The sequence below is a fragment of the Psychrobacter sp. Choline-02u-9 genome, assembly GCF_002836505.1.
GTDB lineage: Bacteria > Pseudomonadota > Gammaproteobacteria > Pseudomonadales > Moraxellaceae > Psychrobacter.
Map to the genome: position 1 here is coordinate 182,395 of NZ_PJBF01000059.1, position 23,461 is coordinate 205,855.

General features: G+C 43.8%; 12 protein-coding genes. 7 read left to right on the forward strand and 5 right to left on the reverse strand.

Translation table 11 applies throughout. The annotated features are described in order from the left end of the window. Positions 1-5 precede the first annotated feature (5 nt). From CXF69_RS12160 to CXF69_RS12175, 4 genes are all read right to left on the reverse strand, one after another. Entirely contained in the window at positions 6-2,483 is a 2,478-nt protein-coding gene (locus tag CXF69_RS12160; RefSeq protein WP_227522975.1) for an esterase/lipase family protein, read from the reverse strand. Between the two features lie 299 nt (positions 2,484-2,782). Continuing rightward, positions 2,783-3,907 (reverse strand): tetratricopeptide repeat protein, encoded by a 1,125-nt coding sequence (locus CXF69_RS12165; protein WP_101206158.1) that lies wholly within the window; start codon positions 3,905-3,907, stop codon positions 2,783-2,785. Between the two features lie 243 nt (positions 3,908-4,150). After that, positions 4,151-4,795: a 2-polyprenyl-3-methyl-6-methoxy-1,4-benzoquinone monooxygenase gene (gene coq7 / locus CXF69_RS12170; RefSeq protein ID WP_057759163.1), complete on the reverse strand. Its 645-nt coding sequence runs from the start codon at positions 4,793-4,795 to the stop codon at positions 4,151-4,153. Positions 4,796-5,023: 228 nt separating this feature from the next. After that, entirely contained in the window at positions 5,024-6,355 is a 1,332-nt protein-coding gene (locus CXF69_RS12175) for an MFS transporter (RefSeq protein WP_101206157.1), read from the reverse strand. A 522-nt stretch (positions 6,356-6,877) separates the two neighbouring features. On the opposite strand from CXF69_RS12175, the gene CXF69_RS12180 reads away from it, so the two are divergent. Both CXF69_RS12180 and CXF69_RS12185 read left to right on the forward strand, forming a co-directional pair. Next, the gene (locus CXF69_RS12180; protein WP_228706790.1) at positions 6,878-10,366 is read left to right on the forward strand and encodes an autotransporter assembly complex protein TamA; all 3,489 of its coding nucleotides are present in this window, start codon (positions 6,878-6,880) and stop codon (positions 10,364-10,366) included. Between the two features lie 102 nt (positions 10,367-10,468). Further along, a complete protein-coding gene (locus tag CXF69_RS12185) occupies positions 10,469-15,463 on the forward strand; it encodes a translocation/assembly module TamB domain-containing protein (protein ID WP_101206155.1) in 4,995 nt (1,664 codons plus the stop codon). A 151-nt stretch (positions 15,464-15,614) separates the two neighbouring features. Here the strand turns inward: CXF69_RS12185 and hemP are convergent, their stop codons facing one another. Beyond that, positions 15,615-15,773, reverse strand: a complete 159-nt coding sequence (gene hemP, locus CXF69_RS12190; RefSeq protein WP_227672156.1) for a hemin uptake protein HemP — start codon at positions 15,771-15,773, stop codon at positions 15,615-15,617. 298 nt (positions 15,774-16,071) lie between these two features. Here hemP and CXF69_RS12195 point away from each other — a divergent pair, with 298 nt between their 5' ends. From CXF69_RS12195 to proB, 5 genes are all read left to right on the forward strand, one after another. Continuing rightward, positions 16,072-17,205, forward strand: coding sequence for an NUDIX domain-containing protein (locus CXF69_RS12195; RefSeq protein WP_101206154.1), 1,134 nt, complete (start codon positions 16,072-16,074; stop codon positions 17,203-17,205). Positions 17,206-17,654: 449 nt separating this feature from the next. Next, positions 17,655-18,860, forward strand: a complete 1,206-nt coding sequence (locus tag CXF69_RS12200) for a lipocalin family protein (protein ID WP_101206153.1) — start codon at positions 17,655-17,657, stop codon at positions 18,858-18,860. Positions 18,861-19,216: 356 nt separating this feature from the next. Beyond that, positions 19,217-20,659 carry a glyceraldehyde-3-phosphate dehydrogenase gene (locus CXF69_RS12205; RefSeq protein ID WP_101206152.1) on the forward strand — a complete coding sequence of 481 codons (1,443 nt, stop codon included), beginning with the start codon at positions 19,217-19,219 and terminating at the stop codon, positions 20,657-20,659. A 290-nt stretch (positions 20,660-20,949) separates the two neighbouring features. After that, positions 20,950-22,155 carry an Obg family GTPase CgtA gene (cgtA, locus tag CXF69_RS12210; protein ID WP_102078760.1) on the forward strand — a complete coding sequence of 402 codons (1,206 nt, stop codon included), beginning with the start codon at positions 20,950-20,952 and terminating at the stop codon, positions 22,153-22,155. 78 nt (positions 22,156-22,233) lie between these two features. Beyond that, positions 22,234-23,406, forward strand: a complete 1,173-nt coding sequence (gene proB, locus CXF69_RS12215; protein ID WP_101206150.1) for a glutamate 5-kinase — start codon at positions 22,234-22,236, stop codon at positions 23,404-23,406. Positions 23,407-23,461: the final 55 nt, after the last annotated feature.

Genomic DNA, 23,461 nt, shown 5'->3' on the forward strand with positions numbered 1-23,461 from the left:
CTACATCATTCTTGTAGCTGCTTATGCAAAATTCTTCGCAACGTCAAAATGGTCTGCGGATTGGTCTGAATACTATGACCGCCATTGATAATTGTTTCAGACGCAGCACCATCGAGATGGGCACTATTATAAGGAACGATACCATCTGACAAACGCTCGGTCAGTGCTTGACTGATATCATCATTGACTGTCACAGCGGCAACAAGCGGCTCGGGTGGTAGCTGTGATGTCTCAGTATTGTCGCTGACATCAACGCTCGCCGTTTCATTTCCAGCATTGTCTTCTACCGCTTGAGACAAATCAATCTTGGCACCGTTTGGTTGTGTTTGTGCCAGTCCTTTAGTGATGTCGGCATCGTTATTGGCAATGATTGAATGGTAAGTAATACGCTCATTCATAGTGATGTCTTTGGTTAACTCTATAAAAGAAGACTTATCACTTAACTGGCTGGCACCGTTCTGCAAATATAAGGCGCCCAGTGGGTTTTGCGCCAAATCGCCTTGTGTGGCAATGGTCGCTAAGTTATCTGTGAATGTCTTGACCAGACCTACGGGTAAGTAAACGATGCGGCGTAGCGCACGGGTGAACCAACGATCTGCATAATCGGTACCACGGAAAGGTGCAGATAGAAAAACAGCGGTGTCTACTTGTGGCAATGCCTGTAGCTCAAATCGTTCCTTTAATTCATTTTCGCCAAAAGACGTTTTGAGCGCGTTACGGATTTGCTGTTTCTCATTACTAGAGAGGAGGTCTTTGTCATTAAGCTTATCTAAATCATCGACTAAATTTTCATCAGATAGCATCATACGAGCGATGATGGCACCCATACTATGACTGATAATCACACTATTTCGACTGGCACGATTTTGTCCATTGGGATCAGTCTGCCGGTAGGTGCTGTTGATTAACTGCTGAATCTGATAACGATTTTCTAAAATAGGCAGATTGGTTGGATAGAATATTTGCCAAACTTGGTAATTGTCACGCAGCTTGTCATCATTAAGAATATCGTTGGTCAGATTGACCCATGTGGCCGGACTAGAGGCTAGCCCGTGCAACATAATCAACACGCGTTTATCAGGATCATAAGGCTCGAGCATGAAGAGTTTGGGCAGCTGAGCATCTGGCTGGCGCGTAATCAAGTTTAAATAACCCACGCCATCTAACTGGTTCTCTGATAGCCATAAGCCATATCCCGCCGAAAAGTTGGCTGCCAATGGGTAGTCATCATTTAGGATATTGACGGATTCGGTTTGGTACGGATTGTATAAATGGATATCAAGCTTACGACTGCTCAGTGCGTCTAATACGCTATCGCCATCTGGCTTAATCAGACCAGTCAATAGCAGATGTCCAGTGGGATAAATACGAGAGCTTGGCTCGCTATCATCATTGTTTTTATTTTCATTTGTCAGTCGACCAGATAAGGAGGCGACCAGTAACTGACGGATTGTGGTGGTATAGCGATCATCCAACGATGCTACCAAACTGATGCCCAAACCAGGGCGCTTACTCACGGAATTGAGACCGGAGAGTCGCAGCTCATAAGTGGATGATAAGTCTGCCAAAGCGGAAGTTTGTTTATGGGCATTTTGCAGATAGTTGTTTTCGTTGGGCAAATAAATATCGAGGTTATAGTCATCTACGGTAACTTTCATGACTTTGACTTGGTCTGTTGCTTTGCCCTTTAGCGGTGGTCGATTGGCGATTGCTGCTTCATCCGTGTTATCACGCTTGGTAGAGGTTATCGGCAAATACTCTACTGTCGTATCACCCATCAATTTATTGGCGTTTTCAGTTGATTGATAAATTTGAGTAATAACGTCATTGCTAGCAGCGTTATAAATATCTTGGGTTTGGATATCATTGTCATTTGGAATACGGTTTTGCGCACGATGGCTATTGCTATTTTGCTCTGCACCTTCAAAGTCATGGGTCAAACTGTCATAAAATAGATAGGTGTAGCTGTATTTGACAGCATCAAACAACCTTGCTTGATAATCGGTTAAACACAGGTCAGTCTCTTCTTGCTGTGTTTTTGAATCCTCATTACTTAAAGGCGCATTGGCGTAATACGGATCAAGTGGCGGGCGTGCCAGTGAATTACGACAGTTTTTTGAATCAGATAGTTGACGCGCTTTTGCATAGTGCAGTTCTGCAAAAATAGCCAAAGCGGGGCGATAGTGTCTGTTAAGCATACTATCAGAGAGCTGAGTCAAGCATAGGTCAAATTGCTGCATACAGGCTTGCTCATTCAGTCCTGCTGATAACAAAGCAGATGCTGTATCGCTACTTAGCGCATTGTCAGTGACAATATTGCCGCGCTGCGCTGAGATGGTCTTGGCCGAGGCTTGTTTATCTACCGTCACCGTACTACACGCTGGTAGCAATACTGCTGCTGCCAAAAGCATAAGTGACGCAATGGGCAGGGTTTTTTTATTAGTATGCATTACTGTCTGTTTGCTAAAGCCAGCGAAAGTCATAAGTCAGTCCAATAAACGGTAGTTAGGAGAGTATCAATAATGAAAGTAGCAATTGATAATGAGTGTAGCGCAACTTTTGGCGTTAGACTATTCATTTGCAGTTCTATAAAGGCGTGTTTTAAACCGAATGAGTTTCTACTAGTCGAAAAAAAGCGCTTTTGTCTTATAGATATAAAACAAAAGCGCTTGGTATTTAAAGCTTAGATTATTTATTAGAGATTTAACCTAGTGAAGGTCTTATTAAACAAATATCTTATGAATCAAACCCTTAATAGTTAATCTCAACAAGTACAGAATATCTATGCACCTGGTTTTACACTGATGTCAGGGGCAGGAATATCCCAAATGTAGAATTTGCCTTCTTCAACGAGTTTGATTTGTTGAGGAATAACGGTATTGTTAGGGTATTGCCCTTCAAGACGACGTAGGCGCTCTAACGCATTAGCACGGCGGTCACTAAGTAGATCTGACTGTGCCAAGCTTTGTTCTGCTTCGGTGTATCCTAAAGCGACAGCGCGATCTAGATACTTTTGACCTTCTTTGAAACCACCACCTTCTGATAGCATCATGCCGTATAGGAAGTTAGCCTCACCACTATCAGGTTGCAGCTTGATAGCGCGATCGACATATTGACCACCACGTACTGTGTAGTCTGAACCTAAGTCTAGGTTACGACCCATGCCGTTTAGCTTAGCGGCACGAAGCAACACGTCATAAGAAGCATTTGGCGACTTGGCATACGGTTCGATCCAATCCGCTAACACTTTGATTTTTTCACGAGTGTAATGGCGCTGTGAGCGGTTAGGGAAGTTTGGTGGATAGTGGCGCGCGTTAGGGGATACGTCAGCGATGAAGTCATCTAATAAACTGACATCAAGCTTATCAGTACCTAGCCCTTTTTGTTGTGGAATCAGTACAGTTTTGACAAAGCTCATGTCTGAGAGCTGTACTTGCGGTGTAGGAATATTCGGAAGTTGTCCGCTACGCAGGTCGATACCAGTAGCTGTCATTGGACCAGGCTCATAGACACGAGTAGTGCCGTTCATGACAGGTGCAGCAGCAGGTGACATCATTTGTGGTGTTTGAGGTTGAGCAGTACTGACAGATGCATTGTTTTGCAGAGTGCCGCTTAGTTGCATGTTAGTGGTTTGCGCATTAGTCGGCTGGCTGTTGCTCGCAGGTGTTGCTGACAAGCTTGTTTGCGCGGCGTTGGCTTGAGCAGGACTGATAGCTGCATTAGGACGAGCAAGACGAATCACACGTTTGCTTGAGTCCATCGCACTAGGTACAGCTGTTGCAGTGGCATCAGTTTCTGCTGCATTCACAGGTGCAGATAATAGCATGGCACAGGTTGCAGCCATGACGGTCAACGTTGCAAACTTCGGTGACTTAATAGAGTGGCTACTAGAGAGAATCGCTTTCATAAAAATCGTTACCTTGTTTAATTTATTTGGTTGTTATTCATTGATTGGACGGTAATATAAATAGCGCATTGCTGCAAAATCGTACAAATTTTTAATACCGTAGCAAATTAAGCTTTACGCTATCTGTGGTAGGATTGTTAATCGCTAGAATTAAGCAAACCTACGTAAATCTGTGCAGCTATTAATTAGTAAGAAAATCGACAACAGCAACTAACAACAGTACCTGTAGCCATAAGTGATAAGCTATAAGTGATAAGCGGTATCTTTCATGCGATTTGCCATCCATCGCATGGTCCGACGTACTGCCGGAGACAGGGCAGCGCCGCCACTTGCAAGTGCTAGCTCACGATGGTGCAGCTCCTCTTTATCCATTTGTGCCAATATTTCTTTTGAGCGCTGATCATGTTCAGGTAACTGCTTGATATGATCCTGTAGATGCTCGCTGACCTGCGCTTCTGTCTCCGCTACAAACCCTAGGCTAAACTCATTTGAGATCGCGCCTGCGACTGCACCGAGTCCAAAAGACATACCGTACCAAAGCGGTGTAAATACGCTGGCATGGCTACCAAGTTCGCTTAGACGAGTCTCGCACCAGACCAAATGATCGACTTCTTCTTCTGCCGATTGTTGCATGGCTTGTTTGACCCCACTATCTTTTGCGGCAAACGCTTGGCCATGATATAGACCTTGCGCACATACTTCACCGGTATGATTGATACGCATAAGACCTGAAACGTGCCGCGCCTCTGTGATGGTCAGCTCAGGAATCTCATCGCTACTGACGGGCAACGGACGCGTGCTTGGATTGGAATGTGGCACGACAGCTCGTAATGCCTTATCGACCCCAAGTAACAACTGGTCAATTTTAGATAAAGGACGCAGGGTCATAACTCACTCCTGATGGTGTTAAAAACTGTCAATAAAATAAAATGTATTACCGTTTAAACGCAACGGCATGATGCGTATTACTATAACAAACAATCCAAATTATCGGCTCGAATATTATTGTCTAGATAGCTTATAAATAACCTATAGATAGTTCGTAGGTTGCTATAGCAATAAAAGCAACGAAACCATCAGCCCAACATTAGACTATATCTATAGAGCCAAACTTATTTACGGCGCTATACCATCGTTGGTTTGGCTAACGGCATGCTTAATATGTTTATTGAGTTTGATGTATAAAAATGCACCAAACACTATATTCAATAGCCCTGTCACCAAAAATAGCTGCGGTAGCGTAAACCCTAAAACATTTAAGATAACAATCGCAAAAATTGCTGAAGTAACCATAAATATCGCGTTAAAAATGTTATTTGCGCCGACGATGCGTGCTCGATGACTCTTAGGGGCGTAGGCTTGCATAGAAGCATATAGCGGCACGATATACAATCCACCGCTGAACCCTAATAAGAATAAATCCGCGAATACCCGCCAGCTACCACTTATATTAAACAAATCACCGATGCCAAGTAATGTGTCATTATTCACATTTATATCTAAACCTGAAAGTGAAAAATACAAATCAATAGCAAAGATACTTAATCCAGCAATACCGAAAGGTAATAGACGCAAGCTGACTTTATTTTTGGTCAATGTTTTGCACAGTACTGAACCGATTGACACCCCAACAGAAAACAATGTGAGTAAGAAAATAACGACTGACTCATCACCAAGCAAAATTACCTTGCTGAACTCTGGCACTTGGGTCAAAAACGTCGCCCCATAAAACCAAAACCAGCTGTTGCCAAGAATGATAAAGAACAAAAAAGGCAAGGAGTATAAGTAACGTACAGTGGCTAAGCTGGTGGTAATAATATTCCAGTTAATCTTCAGGTCAGGCTGCATCGCTGGCATATCAGGAATATATCGTGCAGCTAAATATCCCAAAATAGCGACAACCAACACCGTGGCACTAATCCAATATAATGATTGTGATAGCTGAGTCAAAATACCAGCGACAATCATACCGACCAAAATAGCCAGCGACGTACCCATCTGAAAAAGGCCGTTGGCGCCGACCAACTCATCTTCTTTCATCGCTTGTGGCAGATAAGCGTATTTGATCGGTCCAAAGAAAGTCGAATGTGTACCCATCAAAAACAACGCGACAAATAGCAGTGCATACCATTCAAAGACAAAGCCCACCGCGGCAACCGCCATAATGACCAGCTCGAGTAGTTTAATAAACTGCGTGAGCTTTGACTTTTCATACTTATCAGCAATCTGTCCTGCCAAAGCAGAAAACAAAAAGTAGGGCAGGATAAATAACATGGCGGCCAAGTTATTAAGGATGCTGACCTCTACGCCCAATTTACTGGCGGCAGTATAAGTGAGCACCAGTATGAGCGCCTGCTTAAAAATATTGTCATTGAATGCGCCCAAAAACTGGGTGAAAAACATAGCGCTAAAACGACGGCGCTTGAATAACTGGAACTGGTTGGACATGGACATTCCTACAGATAAATCGCGACTGATAGAGAAAAGAGCGGCGCTGAACGACAATTTTTTTATGATAATAATCGTAAATTTTATTAAAAACTATATCAAGATATAGCATAGGTTTTATCAATATTAAGCCGTATAATAGCAAGGCTTCGGTGAAAATACATGCAGTCAATGCTATGATTCGATATTTAACTAAGTTATGATTTATAAATTTTATGTGATTGCGTTTTAGGGTATAAATAGTATTGAAAACAAAGGCTATTACTCATCAATGCTATCTATAAGTTAGTAGCCTTTTCTAAGCTAGTAGACCTACAAGGCAGTAGACACACAGTACTAAAGCCGACACTATAGATAACCAGTCATAAAATTAAAGTAGTAAACCATTAATTGCAGATAACTGCTATAAGTTTATTCACCGGTCAGACTTGACGATCGTTATCGTTGATAAGATTGTGCCGCGTGAGCTGATAGGACGTAAAGATGATAAAGCAGCCTTCAACTCGAGCATGCAAGGGTCTCATGATGCAGCGTGACACAGCCATAATCCAAAACGATAGTAATAATTTAAGTACATATCCAGCAGCGCCGCGTAAAAATTTCAGACGCTCGGCATTGTGCACTGCGCTTGCGACCAGTTTGTTCGGTATAGCACCTGCGGCAATGGCAGATACTACCAATAGTGTAAATAATACCGCTATCACCAACTCATCTGCTGCTGAGCAAACTGATAGCAATCAAACGCTTAGTAACCAGATTAACAATAGTCAAAGTGCGAATGATCAAGCATCTATCAAGCAATCAGCTACATTGTTCGATGACGATACTCAGCTAGATATGGCTCTAGATGCGCTACGTCTAAAAAAAGCAGTGGAACAAGGCATCATTGATCAGTCAGTATTGGACGACTATAGCGAACAGAGCTTGGGCATTAAGAAACCTAACTCGACAAAGTCAGGATTTAAAAACGCAACTTCTCAAAACAACTCTCAAGATCTAGAGAGTTTCCCTGATAGTCCAAGTACTTCATATAATCCAAATAACGCTCAATCAATCGCTTCTAATGATGACCTGTTGCAACAAGCAACCGAGATACAGCAGCAGGGTTATCAAATGATGACCCCTGAGCAGATCGATCGTGAGCTAGCTGCAATGGATGCGCAGAATGCTCAAGATATTAATAGTATCAATATTAGCAATAATGATAGTGATTTTGATGCGCCAATCGCTACGTTAGATGACACAACATCGCCAATTGGTCTAGATACAGAGCTAGATGCAACAAACTTGCCAGCACCCAACAATCTTGATACGTTGGGTAGAAGTGAAGCCACGGAAGAACAGGCGAGCGCAGCTGAAGGGATGTCACGTCCGATCGAGGTAAGTGGCGCTGTCAGCAATGAAGATGTCGTTAGCAATGAAGCTATTGTTAAGAATGAAAATAGCCTGACGACTGATGATAGTAGTGATGAGGTGATAGCTGGTACGAATGTGCCTGCCAATGTAGAAGGTACGACGACAGATATTATCAATCCTAATGACTATCTACCAGATTATCAGAATGATACTCAGGCTGTCGATCAAAGTATCGAACAAGCCAATAGACCACGGCCACGCGCACGCAATAGAGGTAATATCGTGACGCGTCTCTACAATCGCTTTTTTAATGACGGTGGCGTGGTGGCTTTGCCAAATGTAGAAACCACTATTTATCTAGAGCAAGTATCCGCTGAAGACTCTCCTATCGGTAAGGCTCAACTGATTGAAGCTGACAATGACATTCAGCCAATGAAAAACATTAAAGCAGCACTGGATGACACTTCCGTTCAGTCGGTTATTGACTTTACTGCGGCATTGCCACGTTTGCGCGAAACAGCACAGAATGCTGCTAAAGCCGTTGGTTACTATGAGGTTGAGATGCGTTTGACCCAACCTGATCGCGATACAGTTAATGTTGTGATTGAAGAGCTAGGCGAGCCGGTACTGGTAGATAGCCGTATTATTGAGATTCGCGGTGAGGGCAGTGAGCAAGAAGAGTTTGCATCGCTTGAGGCAGACTTGCCGCCGCAAGAAGGTGATATTTTTAATCACCGTGTCTATAAGAGCAGTAAAGCGGCTTTAGAGTCCTTGAGCAATACCTATGGCTATTTCGACCAGTACTGGCTGAACAAATCTGTTGATATCATCTTGCCTGATAACAAAGCGGATGTCTCGTTGGTTTACAACACAGGTGATCGTTACGAGTTTGACGATGTGGTGTTTTTTACTTACGACAAAGAAACCAATACGCTGACCCAAGACCCCGACAAGTTACCAGTAGAGCTTTCATTATTGCAACAGCTCTATGGCTTTACGCCGGGTGAGCCATTTTATCGTCCAGCAGTTACGAAGTTTAGTAATGACCTATCGGCAACTCGTTACTTTAATACGGTCAACGTCGAGTCGATACTACCACCAACTGATAGTAGTGCAGCTGGTACCTTGGCGTTTGACAATGCTGCTACCGAGGGTAACGACACATTAGATGACGATATTAACAATGTAGACAATGATGGCATTGCAGATCTGAGTAGCAATGATGGCGCAGCTGCCTTAAATGTGACTGCTAGCAAAGAAGATACGGTCAATGATAATAGCGATATAGGTGCAGAGAGCGATAATGCTCTGAGTGCTAATAGTGGCGAGACGGTCAATGAAGCGGATATCGCTGCGATTGATTTTGAGGCGGATGAAGCGACACTTGATAAGCTGCAAGCCATCAGACAAAAAGCAGAACGACTAAGCCGCTTGCCGAACGATCGGGTGCTTGATGAAAAAGATCAGGAAGCTGACAATCTATTGGGCAAAATCAGTGACTCAATCAGCAATGTCGCACAAAAGATATTCCCTGACGAAAAGAGTCTGATCGCTGATGAAAACTTTGTACCGCCAACGCTATCAGGACGTAAAACGCCGCAAGACGTTGCAGAAAGCAAAAAAGTACCTTTATATGTGTTTGTATACGCGGATAAACCACGCGATGCTCAAGTCGGTCTGGGTTATGGAACAGATACTGGCGTTCGCGCTACCGCAAAAATAGACTACAACTTGCTCAATCGCCAAGGCTATCAAGCGGGTGCAGAAACAGAAGTATCGAGAATCAGCAAAAACGTGGCTGTGTATGCCAGTCGACCATGGAATCATCCGCTCAATGATAAGTTAGATGGGCGTCTTACTTATGAAGAGGAAGTGATTGACCAAGGTGAAGGTAACTTTGATCTATCGACAACAACGCTGAAAGCGGCCTTGGCACGTAATATCCGTAGTGATACTGGTTGGAATCGTAGCTACTCTGTGCGTTACCGCTTGGATGAGCTTGAGACGGGGGTTGATGGGGCAGCATTAGATGATTTGCCTATCCGCTTTACCTCTTCAAGTCCGAAACAGCGCGCGTTATTGTTTGGCTATGGTATGAGTAAAACAGATACCGACAACGCTACCAACCCAACGCAGGGTATGCGCCAGTACTATTCAATCGAGGCTGGCACTGATAGCGCATTCAGTGATACCGATATGGCGATTATTCGCGCAGGCGTTAGTGGTATCTATAGCTTTGGCGAAGACAAAAAGCATCAAGTATTAGGTAGTGCCAATGCCGGTTATATCTGGGCGGATGATTTTTACGATGTGCCTTATAAGTTGCGTTTCTTTGCAGGTGGCGATCAGAGTATCCGCGGTTATGACTATGAGAGCTTGTCACCATTAGACAAAGGCTATCTAACGGGCGGGCAGGTGCTAGCGGTCGGTAGTGCTGAGTATAACTATGAATTTAAACCAGGTTTCCGTGGCGCATTCTTTACTGATGTCGGTAATGCTTATGACAAAGATTTTGATACTGAGACAAAAGTCGGCGTTGGTGTCGGTATCCGCTGGGCATCGCCTGTAGGAATGGTGCGCGTCGATGTGGCTGCTGGCGTGACTGAAGAAAGCATTCCAGTACGACTGCACTTCTTTATTGGTTCACCGTTATAATCGCTTAATGTAGTAGTTCCAAATGTTTAGTAGCTCCAAATGTTCTAATCATCACTTATCGTACCGATTGCTGGTCTTCATTTTTTAACGTAGTTGAGTGTCATGCTGACAGAAAATACCCCGCCTAATAATGCTCCAGATGAAGATCCAGCACAGCGTGATGCCCGTGCCGTTAGGCGTTGGTATCCGTTGTCATTTCTGCTCAAACTGCTGGTATTGATGCTTATCGTACTAGCAATTATGTTCGCCATATTCTTTTATGCAGCAGGGACTGACGCTGGTACGAAGTTTATATTAGAAAAAATTAGTGTTGAGACAGGTATTGATTTCAAATACGGACGCGGTAACTTGCGCGATGGCATTTGGGTCACTGATATCGATATTGAAGCGACTGAAGATCTTGAGATATTGGTAGATAAGGCCTATGTAAAAATAGGCTGGCGTGCAGTATTTGCAAAAGAAGTGCATTTAAGCGATGCAGACATCCAGACCATAGAGATTATCAATAAGAAACCGCCTACTGGTGAACCATTTGATTATAAAACTTTAAAGTTGCCAGTAAACTTGCGCTTTGATCAAGCAAAAATTAAGAAAATTACTTATAAGCAAGTAACCAAAGATCCTATCATTATTCAAGATATTACGGCACGTGATCTAACGTGGGTAGGTAGTACGGTAACCGTTGGCCGTGGTGATTTGCAGTATGCTGATATCGTGAAAGTCAGTGCCTTACAAGGAGAGATCGACCTACAGGGCGACTATCCACTAGATTTGAGTGCGATTGCGGAAGTCAGCGCCCTTGAAAAAGCCTATATCGACCCATTGAATATCTCTGCAACGGGAACGCTCAAACGGACTGTCGGTAAAGTACGCAGTCGTTATAACGATAGCGATGTGAAAGGCGACTTTGTAGTACAAGGGTTAGATGCGGGTGCGCCGTTTGATGCAAAACTACAGTGGGATGATATTCTTATCCCTTACGCCGATAGCCAAAACATTCGCCTACAAAGCGGTACAGCCACAGCTTCTGGTGTCATCTCTGAGATACGATTGCGTATCAATACTGAATTGACCGCCAAAGACATTCCATCAGGTCATTACCAAGGCCGCGCCGTTATTGCCAACAGTCAGCTACGTATAGATCGCCTAGATGCTGACGTGCCAGCGGGACGTTTGGCGTTGCAAGGTATTCTAGATTGGAAAGACAGCTTTGAGGCCACAGTGCGTGCGACGGGTAGTAATTTTAATATTCGCCAAGCTATTCCGGCTGAGTATGCTGACTTTAAAGCTTATGCGCCGCAAACCCTTAACGGTAGACTGTCACTGCGTTATCAGCAGCAGAATCCTACTGGTAATACGCAGATCGATGCAGATTTGCGTCAGCGCGATGGTGAGCACATCAACGCGAATATGATCCGTGGTAAAACTTCTGCTAAATCTAAGCAGGTTGCGCCTTGGTATATTGATGCTAACTGGAAAAACTTAACCCGCCGTAACGTACCCAATATTGGCAATATCGACAGTCCTAGTGGGCAGGCGGACGTCATCGTTCGAGGTTCGACCCTATCAGTCGATGCCAATGCCGTCATCAATGAGCTCAATGCTGCCCCCAAAGGCAACTATGATCTACGTATACGTAAGGCTGGTGATGTCATAGATATCAATCGTCTTAATTATAACGGCATCGTAGGAGACTTATCCGGCACAGGACAGATTCAGTTGGCGAGCAAACAGCGTCCACTGACATGGCAGATTGACGCCAGTACAAAAGGTTTACTCCCTAAGAAATATCGTAGCGATTTACCGCTTGAGCGCCTAACAGGTAGTATAAGTGCGCGTGGTCGACTGCTAAATATCACTAAAAATGGTGTTAGCGGTCAACGTCACGTGATTACTTTAAACAATACCGATATGCAAGCGCAGCTCGATGCGACACAAGCAGATCGTGCTATCGGTATTACCGGTGCTGGTGATGCCAGTGTTGATATCGTAGGTGGTGAGCTGTCAGTATTTGATGCGCGTTTTGATGGTCGGATTGATACAGCAGATGTACCACAAGGTCGTCTATCTATCGATGCTGCGGGTACGCCAAAGCTGATTAGTATTCGTAAGCTGAACTATAAGGGTGAAGCGGGCGCAGTTGATGCGAAAGGGGTCATCGACTTACGTAAAAATATCGGCTGGAATATAGATGGTCGTTTTGATCAGTTCAATTTGGGTTATTTTTTACCCAATAATCCAGCGATAATCACAGGCGATCTAAAAACCAGTGGCGAGTGGCAAAATGCGCCAAAAAACAGCAAAAACACCGCAGGCACATTGCAGCGCTTTGCCGTAAATTTCAACGGCATATTGGATGCCGAGCAATTGCCAGCAGGTAAGCTGAATATAGAAGCCAGTGGTGACAGTCAGCTGATCCGTATCAATCGTTTCCGTCATGTGGGTGCGGCAGGTAGTATCGATGCCAGCGGTACCGTTGACGTGCGTCAAGGCGTTGCATGGGATATCAACGCAGTCATGGATCGTTTTAACATTGGCTATTTCCTAAAAGATACCCCAAGCCTTATCACTGGTACGATTGATACAGATGGCCGCTGGAGTGACACGCAGCAGATCGTCAATATTAAACAAGTCAATCTGAATGGCATGCTAAAAGGGCAGCAACTGAGTGCCAAAGGCAGCCTATCAGCGAAAATGCGTTTGCCTAAAGATTTAGCAAGTTACTTCAAACAACTTCAGACCCAAGATGCCCAAGCACAATACAAGCAAGTGAATGCTTTGATTGATAGCCTAAATGCTAATAATCTGGTGCTGCGTTGGGGTGACAACTATGTCACGGCTAACGGCAATGCCAAACAGTTACAAACCAAAATTAACATCACCAGTCTAGATCAGTTGTCTAGCCAATTAGCTGGTAAAGTCACTGGCGGTGCCACGCTGTCTCAACCAGCTGGTCAAGCACTGCCTACTATTTATATTGATTTGGTCGGTGAGCGACTTGCGCTACCTGGCTTTATATTGCGTCAGGGCCGTGTACGTGGCAAGCTGGTCAACTTAGCCAATAGCCCAAGCCAGCTAATTGTAACTGCTGAAGGCCTAGATGCTGCTGGTCAGAGTTTCGATAGCGTTAAAGCGTCTTTTAATGGGACAGAGAAATCTCATGTGGTCGATCTCAATGTGGCCAATAAGCAACTCGATGTCGGCGCTAGGCTAAAAGGTGGTTTTGATCGAGACAGGCTAAGCTGGTCAGGTGTCATTGGAAAAGGCCGCATTAAATCTAAATATGCGACTTTGAATCAATTGCAACCTGCACAGCTGATTGTGAATTTACCTTACAATCAGGGTGGTGAGAACCGTGATCTAAAAGTACAGCTTGCCGCTCACTGCTGGCAGGCCACGGATCAAACCGGTAAGCTGTGTCTACGAGAAAAACTAGTGGCATCACCAGACCAAGGTGAAGTCAATGTAGCGTTGCAGAATTTAGATACGTCGTTATTCTCAGTGTTCTTGCCAGAAGATATTGACTGGAATGGTAAGATTAATGGTAAAGCAATCGTTGGATGGCAACGTGGTCGTCCGCCAACTATCAATACCACGCTATATTCAGACAACGGCAAGATTGGCCTTGTTCAAGATGGTGAGAGCACATCAATGACCTTGCCATACAAGCGTGTCTCTCTTATTGCTTTGTCTGTGCCTGAGGGCATCAAGCTGCGTACTGATATCAATACTGGACGCGGGGCGCGTGGCTATGCTGAAGTGATCGTCGATCCTTATAAAGACCCTAAACCAATCTCTGGTGCACTGGTGCTGAACGAGCTTGATCTTGCGATATTTAAGCCATTCTTCCCCGGTATGCGCGTCCTAAGAGGTAACGTCACAATGGCGGGTGGCCTAGGTGGTACCTTAACCAAACCGCAGTTCTATGGCGACGTAAAACTCTCTGATGGCCGTATAGCCATGCTTGATTTGCCAGTAAATCTGTCCAAAGTAAATGTGGCAGCCAAAATACGCGGCACGCAAGCGACCATTGATGGCACATTCAATAGTGGTACAGGTGAAGGCGAATTGTCAGGGACAGTCAACTGGCAGCAAAAATTGCAAGCCAAGTTGAGTATCGTCGGTGAAGGCCTAGTCATTACCCAGCCGCCATTACTGGTTGCTGAAATTGATCCTGATATTGATATTATCGTGCGTCCAGGCGACCGTTATGTTGATATAAAAGGGGCGATCAGTGTGCCGTCTGCGACCATTCGTCCGCCTGAAGCCAGCGAAGATATCATTACTCAGACTGAAGATGCAGTCGTACTAGATCGCCGTTTGATTGGTAATATCGATGAAGTACTGGCTATCTCAAAACCTTGGTCAATCAATGCTGATATCGGTGTTGATTTGGGCGATGATATAAACTTCCGTGGTTTTGGCGCCGTCATTCCGTTGGCAGGTGCGATTAATGTGACTCAGAATGGCACAGGTATCATGCGTGCCAGAGGTGTTGTGCAGGTCTCACGCCGTACCAATATCAATGCTTTTGGCCAAAGCCTAGAGTTGAATTATGGTCAAGTTCGTTTCAATGGTGACGTGATGAAACCGAGTCTGAGTATTGAAGCGGCAAAAACGATTAATGGCAAAACAGTCGGTCTGCGTGTCAAAGGGACGACTGAAAGCCCCAATATTATCGTCTTTAACAATGCAGGACTGACCCAGCAGCAAGCCATGAACGCGTTGGTGACAGGCCGCATCGATAACAAGAGTGCGACGCAAATCAGTGAGCAAGGCTTTAAGTCGCAAGTGACCAATAATCTGGCTGCCGCTGGATTGAGCTTCGGTCTGAGTGGCACTCGTAGCCTGACCAATCAAATCGGGCAAGCTTTCGGTTTGCAGAGCCTAACAGTCGATGCCTCAGGTAGTAGCGAGGACACCAATGTCAACGTCACAGGTTATGTAACGCCTGATTTATACATTCGCTATGGTGTGGGTGTTTTCAATGCGCAAAATAGCCTTTCTGTTCGTTATCAATTGACACGCCGCATCTATGTAGAAGCAAGCTCAGCAGCAGAAAATGCAGTAGATGTGGTCTATAGTTGGCAGTTCTAAATTATTTATTTAGAGGACAACTGCTTTCTAGTTGATGTCAACTGGGAGAGCTTTTGAAATTATTTCTAAGTTGTATAACCTATAAAAAAACGCCTCATAATGAAGGCGTTTTTTTATAGAAGGATTGAAAAAAGTGTCACTTAAATAGACGTTACTTGGTTAGAATCAAGCGATTGTTACGAGTTAGGCGTAGTCGATACTCTTCGCCTTCATGCTCGATACGTACCTCTTTAGTCAGTGCAAATAGATGTTGTGATTGCAAAGTAGGTAAACGGTTTTCACGACAGTTTAAATAACGAGAGATGACCATGCTCATAGTAAATTCCTTTTGAAAAAAAGTGGCTTATAAATTGGCTAACCATAGCGTAATTGTTTTTAACGATAATAATTATCATTTAGATTTGATAAATTTGCAAGGCAATTGATAAAATAAAATGCAGTTATTATGTAAACTTATCTAAGTTTACTGTTATAAACTATCTCGATTAAGCATTTTATTTAAATAAATTAATGAGTTAAGTGCTAAATCCAAATAAATCATCTAGCCTATAAAAACTATTAAATTATCAAAAATAATCAAGGTAAATACCGAAATAAAGGATATAAGTATGTTGAACGGGTCAAATCAACAATCAGAGACCAAGCCGGAAAGTAAGACGAAAACTAACAAACCTAACAAACCTAACATCGTAAATGTTGCAGTGGCTGTCATTCATTATAAAGATCAGTATTTACTTGGGTTTCGAGATGCTACTCAGCATCAGGGAAATCGTTACGAGTTTGTCGGCGGAAAGATAGAAGCGAATGAGTCAGCAGCGCAGGCGTTGATAAGAGAAGTGGCGGAAGAGACGGGTATCCTGCTTGATAATAATACTATCGTTAAGCTTGGGCGTTTGCATCATGATTATGGCGATAAGCAGGTCAGCTTACAGGTTTATAAGATTGAGCTGACAGCAGAGCAGTACGAGCAGCATAGACACCGTGAACAGGGTTTAGAAGGGCAGGCATTAACTTGGGTAAGTAAATTACAGCTTTTGACAGGAGCGTATCATCTGCCCGCTGCTAACAAAACAATCCTTGAATGGTTGAAACTTCCATCGAATATAGCGATTACTTATCCTCTGGCACACTTCAACACACACACTGATGCAGCGGCAGCATGGCTACAATATCATCAAGAAAATCTAGCATCAGAGTCGTGGGTATATATCCGCTTGAAGGACGCAAGATCTAAGCATCTTGCTGAACAACTGATAACGGCACGTCCAGATATTTTAGCGATTTTACCTAATGATAATGAGCAGCCTTTGAATGTTGAGGAATCACTAACCGCTAATGAGACAGAGATTGGCCAGCGAATAGTTGCCAAGCATCTGACACAAACGACACTGATGCAGTGTTTCGATGAGGTAGGCAGTTCTACAGCTCTCACGCAGTCGTTATCTAAAGACCATCCGCTTATCGTCAGCTGCCATGACATTGCGAGCATAACGGCAGCCAATCAACTTGCCAGCATGCGCATACTACAGAAGCTACCACCAGTGATCGGTGCTTTTGTATCGCCTGTGCTCGCTACCCAAACGCATCCTGATGACGCACCGCTTGGCTGGGAAGCATGGTCAGCATTAGCAGAGTTAGCTGATATGCCTATCATTGGGTTAGGCGGTCTGGAGCCTGCTATGCTCAATCAAGCATTGCAGTATGGCGGTATCGGTGTGGCAGGTATCCGTCAGTTTATATAATCTGCATACTTCAAGAAAGCTACAGGCAATCTATGGTGTCATATAGCTGAATGTGACCCGCATTAGACTTCCGTATTAAGCTTAGTAAGTTCAAATAACTGATTTTTAACTTAGTTATCCAGTAAGTAACTGTGTGGTTATGATGTGTTCAAACAACACTCAAACCTCATAGTTACTTACAAACCGTTGCGTTTTCCTACATTGCACTACTGTTTTAATAGTCCAGTTGTCCTTAATATATATTGCATATCTACGATACGTTGATCTTATTTCTATAGACGAGTGACTGACCAAAAGTGATGCTCAAAATACAATAATAAAAAAGCTTTTGTAGAGTCAAGTTTTGCACGAATAATTTATACCAAAGCAAATGGCTTTTAGAAAACGAGACCAAATAGATGCCGTACATAAAGCGTTTTTAACAATCACTATTTAAGAATGGTACTCCTATGAAAACCAATAAGTTACCTGAGTCAGCATGGACTGATTCACAGGCAGCTGGTTCTCAACTTCAGCAGCCTAAGCAATCGCTCAATGACAATGAATATGGCGATGATACGCAACAGACAAACCAAGCTAGTAACGATGCTAGCTATAATCACGACAGCTCGAATGGCGAATATTCGCACCATCTGGCAAAAGACACGTCTTCGCAAGACAGCTATTTTGGATACAAAAGCCCTAGGGCAAAAGAGTCAGCTATGAGTGACAATGAGATAAGCAAAGATCTAAAAAATAGCAATGAGGACAATCATGACGTGGCTAGTGGCTACAAATCACCTGGCTATAAATCAGCGCGAAATAAGCCGCCACAAAAGCTGAACGAAGATGAGCCATTAATGTCGGGACTGTTAGAGGATCAAGTAGATAATCTAAACAGTAGTTCTGAACAGACTATCGACGCTGAGCAAATGAGCGATGCATCAGCAAATAATTCATCCTACAAAGAAATACCGGAGCGCATATTTATGAATGGACTTATCAAACACACAGGCATTGCCTTAGCAATTATTATACCGTTAGCAGCATTCTCAGCTTATGCGGCCACGCCGCCAGTGAACATGGCAACTAATGGAATGTCTGATGATGCGATGAATGAGAAGACCACGACCGATGTGCTATCGGTTAAGCCAAGTGATATTATTCATAAATCTGCAAGCACGCCAACTACTGTAGATAGCGTAGATCTGAACACCTATGCAGGTACTTGGTATGAAATCGGACGTTTGCCGATGTATTTCCAGCGTAAATGTGCTGGTGATGTGACTGCCAATTATGCTCAAAAAGATGACGGCTCAGGAATCACTGTTACTAATAAATGTGTGAGCGAGGACGGTTCGGGTATCGTGGCAGAAGGTTTGGCTAAGCCAGTTGATGAGAGCGGCAGCAAACTAAAAGTGACGTTTTTACCGAAGTGGATTCGCTGGATTCCAGTCGGCCGTGCTGATTACTGGGTGCTAGCACGTGATGCAGAGTATAAAACTGCGCTAGTAGGGACACCTGATAAAAAATACTTATGGCTACTAGCACGCTCGCCAAATATCAGTCAGGAAACGTATACCAAATATCGTCAAATTGCTCAGCAGCAAGGTTATGACTTAAAAGAATTTACATTGACGTCGCAGAGCAACCAAACGGTGAGTCTAGCACCATAAGTGTTATAACTAAATTTACTGCTTTGGTTAATTAAGCCCTATAGCAATTATTATTTCATTACGTCTCGATAAGGCAGCTATATATGCTGCCTTTATTTTTATTACTAGCTGTATATGAGAATTATATATAAGAGCTATATACGAGAGTAAAACCTATTATGCACGCTAGCTAATCGGTTACTACTGGCAAAATGAGGCGTTTTAGGCTAAAATCTAGGCGATTCAAATACTCTAGCGTCAATAACCCATATTGATAGTGGTTGATTATCATATTAGAGTCGCCATTTAGAGCATACACAACCTATCTATTTTACACTTCTTCATATTTTATTGATCATACATTACTGACCATAAGGATGTTTCTCGTGAGCAACGCTGATACCTTACGCCAATTACATCAAGACCACTTGAACAACTACAACAATCAAGAGCAACAAGCGATTGAGCTTATAAGGCTACTAAACAAGCTCTATAACAAGCAAGACGTACAAGTGACTTTGTTTGGCGAAACGCTAGACTCTACCTCAGTTGGTCAAATACTTGCTTTACATCAAAAAGTAGCGCTACGCGACCATAGCGCCAAAGCTATCGATATCGCTGATACTCTATCGATGGTAAAAGTTATCTCAGAAAACACTGATATCCAAGCCACTCGTATTGATGTTGGTCAATTGATTGCTAATGACACTGACTTACAAACCGCTCTACAGTCTATCAACAACGCTGGTGCTGTGAATGGCGCGACGGATGTTGTGCTGTATGGTTTTGGCCGTATTGGTCGTATCTTGACTCGTCTACTATTGTCACAAGCGTCAAGCGCGAAAGGTCTACAACTGAAAGCGATTGTTGTACGTCCAGCCGCTGCTGGTGACTTGGCTAAACGTATCTCATTGCTTGAGCGTGACTCAATCCATGGTAGATTCTTAGGTGGCATTAGCATTGATGATGATAATAACGGCATGATCGTTAATGGTCGTTTTGTACAAGTTATCTATGCCAAAGACCCAAGCGAAATCGACTATACTGCTTATGGTATCGACAATGCTCTTGTTATCGATAACACAGGTATCTGGAAAGATGAAGCAGGCCTTGGCAAGCACTTACAGTCTACTGGCGTGAAAAAAGTGTTGCTAACAGCACCTGCTGGCGGCGATATCAAAAACGTCGTTTATGGCGTGAACAATGATACCGTTGGTGATGATACGATCGTTAGTGCTGCTAGCTGTACGACCAATGCGATTACGCCAACGCTGAATGTATTGAATGATGAGTACGGTATTGTAAATGGTCATGTAGAGACTATTCACTCATTTACCAATGATCAGAACTTGGTTGATAACTATCATAAAGCTGACCGCCGTGGTCGTAGTGCTGTGATGAACATGGTTATCACTAGTACTGGTGCTGCAAAAGCCGTTGGTAAAGCATTGCCAGAACTAAACGGTAAGCTAACGGGTAACGCTATTCGTGTACCAACACCAAACGTCAGCCTAGCAATTTTGAACGTGAATCTGAAAACTGCTCCAGCAAGCGCTGATGCGTTAAATGAGTTCTTGCGTAAAATGGCTAATAGCAGCACTTGGCAGTCGCAGATTGCTTATACAGATTCTACAGAAGCGGTATCAACGGATTTCGTTGGTACGACTCATGTTGGTATTATCGATGCTCAAGCCACTATTTTGACTGACAACCAAGCTATCGTATATGTTTGGTATGACAACGAAGTAGGTTATAGTACTCAGGTATTGCGTTTGGCGACGCAAATGGCCGGAATCAGCTACGCTCAGATTCCAGCATAGATTACTAAATACAGTAGAGCGATAACGTCATACCAAGTATAGTAGCGCTATCGTGTCATAGAAATGGCGCTGTAGCAGATACTACTTTGAATAGCTTGGTAGGATTTTAACTGTCATACTTAAACACCCGATAGTCCGATTGATTATCGGGTGTTATTGTCATAATGGGCACTAAGTAAAAGTAGACTTTATACAGTGTTCATTTTGACGCAACAACATAGCAAAACCCCAAAATACAACCGTTGGTTGTAACCAGTTTATAGACTGGATTGTGAATTAAGGAACGTAAGATGCGATTTATTGATGAAGCCGTCGTAACGGTAAAAGCAGGTGACGGTGGTAACGGAATCGCCAGTTTTCGCCGAGAGAAGTATGTCCCACGTGGTGGACCTGATGGTGGTGATGGCGGCAAGGGCGGAGATGTATATGTCATTGCAGAAGACAACACCAACACCCTAGTTGACTATCGTTATACGCGTCGTCATGACGCTATGCGTGCTGAGAACGGCCATAGTAGAAACTGTTCAGGTAAAGGGTCTGATGATCTTTATTTACCAGTACCAGTTGGTACCACGGTAGTTGATACCGAGACAGACGAAGTATTGGGCGATTTGATTGAGATTCGCCAGACACTACTGATTGCTAAAGGTGGCGACGGTGGTCTGGGTAATACCCATTTCAAAAGCTCGACCAACCAAGCACCGCGTAAAGCGACGTCAGGTTTTGAAGGCGAGCTAAAAGTTCTTAAGTTTGAGCTAAAAGTAGTGGCTGATGTTGGTTTGATTGGTTTGCCTAACGCTGGTAAATCGACCTTTATCCGTCAAGTCTCTGCTGCTAGACCAAAAGTGGCTGATTATCCGTTTACCACCCTAGTACCAAACTTGGGTGTGGTCGATATTGGTCGTCATCGTTCATTTGTAATGGCAGATATTCCTGGTCTTATCGAAGGTGCATCAGAAGGCGCCGGACTTGGTATTCGCTTCTTGAAGCATGTTGCGCGTACGCGTCGTCTGCTACACTTAGTTGATGTCAAGCCTGTTGATGGCAGCGACCCAGTCGAGAATGCTCGCGTTATCTTAAATGAGCTTGAGCGTTTTTCTCCTGAATTAGCCAACTTACCGCAGATTTTGGTATTAAACAAAATCGATCAGGTCAATGATGAAGATTTGAACGCGCTTTGTACTCATATCGTTGCAGAGCTTGGTTGGACTGGTATGGTCTTCCGTACGGCAACGCTAACTGGTGAAGGCGTTGATGCGGTCAAATATCATCTAATGAATGATATCGAACTTGAGCGTGAGCGTGAAATAGAAGATCCTATCTTCGCTGAAGCACAAAAAGAACGTTTCGAGCGTTTGGAAGCGGAAGTACGTCTGAACACTGAAGCACAGCGTGAAGCGTATCGTGCAGCTCGTAAAGCGGCGCGTGAAGGCTTGGATACGTCTGATTTTGACGACGATGATGACGATGGCGTTGAGGTAATGTACGTTCCTTAAGCTAGTATGCTTGAGCAGTTATATTTGAATTGTGAATTTAATCCCTACAATCAATTAATATGAAAAAAAGGAGTTTATATGGCAGGTGACATAGCAAACACGATGGAAGAAGCAAGATTTGTTAAGCAAACTCGCAACTTTGATATTCAGCGCGTTATTGTCAAAATTGGTTCATCATTATTAACCAATAACGGTCGAGGGCTGGATCGTACTGCCATATATGAGTGGGCAAAGCAAATTGCTAAGCTGCACAAAAAAGGCGTTGAGGTACTGCTGGTATCATCAGGTGCTGTTGCTGAAGGTGTAGTACGTATGAACCTTGAGGAACGTCCCAAGAAACTAGCAGCACTACAAGCCTGTGCTTCTATTGGTCAAATGGGGTTGATTGAAACATGGTGGTCAGCTTTGATTCAGCATGGTATTCAAAGCTCGCAGCTACTGTTAACTCATGATGATTTGTCTAATCGTAGCCGTTATCTTAATACGACGGGTGCGTTGACCCAGTTATTAGAATGGCGCGTACTACCTGTTATCAACGAAAACGATACCATCACGATTGATGAGATTAAATTTGGCGATAACGATACCTTGGGTGCGATGGCAGCCGCGATGGTTAATGCTGATTTGTACATTATCTTAACCGATCAAGAAGGTGTCTTCACTGATAACCCACGTGATAATCCTGATGCTAAGATGATTCGCCAAGAACGTGCAATGGCTGATTATTTATTTGATATTGCAGGAGACGGCGGTAAGCTTGGACGCGGTGGTATGTTGACCAAAATCCGTGCTGGACGCCTTGCTGCTATGGGTGGCTGTCCTACCGTTATCGTCAGCGGTGCTATCGATGACGTTATCACTCGTGTGGTATCAGGCGAAGCGGTAGGTACATTGCTGACGACTAATGACGAAGATAAAATCATCGCGCGTAAACAGTGGCTAGCTGCGCATCTACGTATGTCAGGTAGCTTGGTCGTCGATGCAGGTGCTGCAAGAGCATTGACTGAGCACAATAGAAGTTTATTGCCAGTGGGTGTTGTGGAAGTGCAAGGCGGGTTTGATGAAGGTGATGTGGTAGAAATCATCCACCAAGATACGGGCGAACGTATAGCCGTCGGGCAGGTAAACTTCTCATCGAATGATGCGCGCCGCGTCGCTCGTGAGCGTACTGAACAGTTCGATAAGATCTTTGGCAGTAGCGAAGAACGTGTCGTCATGGTACACCGCGACAATCTTGCATTAACTGTATAGCGCTTTCATATAACCTTTTTTATTCAACTTATTTTATCCAGCACAATATCCATTT

What these genes read in the sequence shown, in the direction of transcription:
- CXF69_RS12160 (WP_227522975.1), bottom strand. Translation starts at nt 2,483, where the DNA reads ATGACTTTCGCTGGCTTTAGCAAACAGACAGTAATGCATACTAATAAA.
- CXF69_RS12165 (WP_101206158.1), bottom strand. Translation starts at nt 3,907, where the DNA reads ATGAAAGCGATTCTCTCTAGTAGCCACTCTATTAAGTCACCGAAGTTT.
- coq7 (WP_057759163.1), bottom strand. Translation starts at nt 4,795, where the DNA reads ATGACCCTGCGTCCTTTATCTAAAATTGACCAGTTGTTACTTGGGGTC.
- CXF69_RS12175 (WP_101206157.1), bottom strand. Translation starts at nt 6,355, where the DNA reads ATGTCCAACCAGTTCCAGTTATTCAAGCGCCGTCGTTTTAGCGCTATG.
- CXF69_RS12180 (WP_228706790.1), top strand. Translation starts at nt 6,878, where the DNA reads ATGATGCAGCGTGACACAGCCATAATCCAAAACGATAGTAATAATTTA.
- CXF69_RS12185 (WP_101206155.1), top strand. Translation starts at nt 10,469, where the DNA reads ATGCTGACAGAAAATACCCCGCCTAATAATGCTCCAGATGAAGATCCA.
- hemP (WP_227672156.1), bottom strand. Translation starts at nt 15,773, where the DNA reads ATGGTCATCTCTCGTTATTTAAACTGTCGTGAAAACCGTTTACCTACT.
- CXF69_RS12195 (WP_101206154.1), top strand. Translation starts at nt 16,072, where the DNA reads ATGTTGAACGGGTCAAATCAACAATCAGAGACCAAGCCGGAAAGTAAG.
- CXF69_RS12200 (WP_101206153.1), top strand. Translation starts at nt 17,655, where the DNA reads ATGAAAACCAATAAGTTACCTGAGTCAGCATGGACTGATTCACAGGCA.
- CXF69_RS12205 (WP_101206152.1), top strand. Translation starts at nt 19,217, where the DNA reads ATGTTTCTCGTGAGCAACGCTGATACCTTACGCCAATTACATCAAGAC.
- cgtA (WP_102078760.1), top strand. Translation starts at nt 20,950, where the DNA reads ATGCGATTTATTGATGAAGCCGTCGTAACGGTAAAAGCAGGTGACGGT.
- proB (WP_101206150.1), top strand. Translation starts at nt 22,234, where the DNA reads ATGGCAGGTGACATAGCAAACACGATGGAAGAAGCAAGATTTGTTAAG.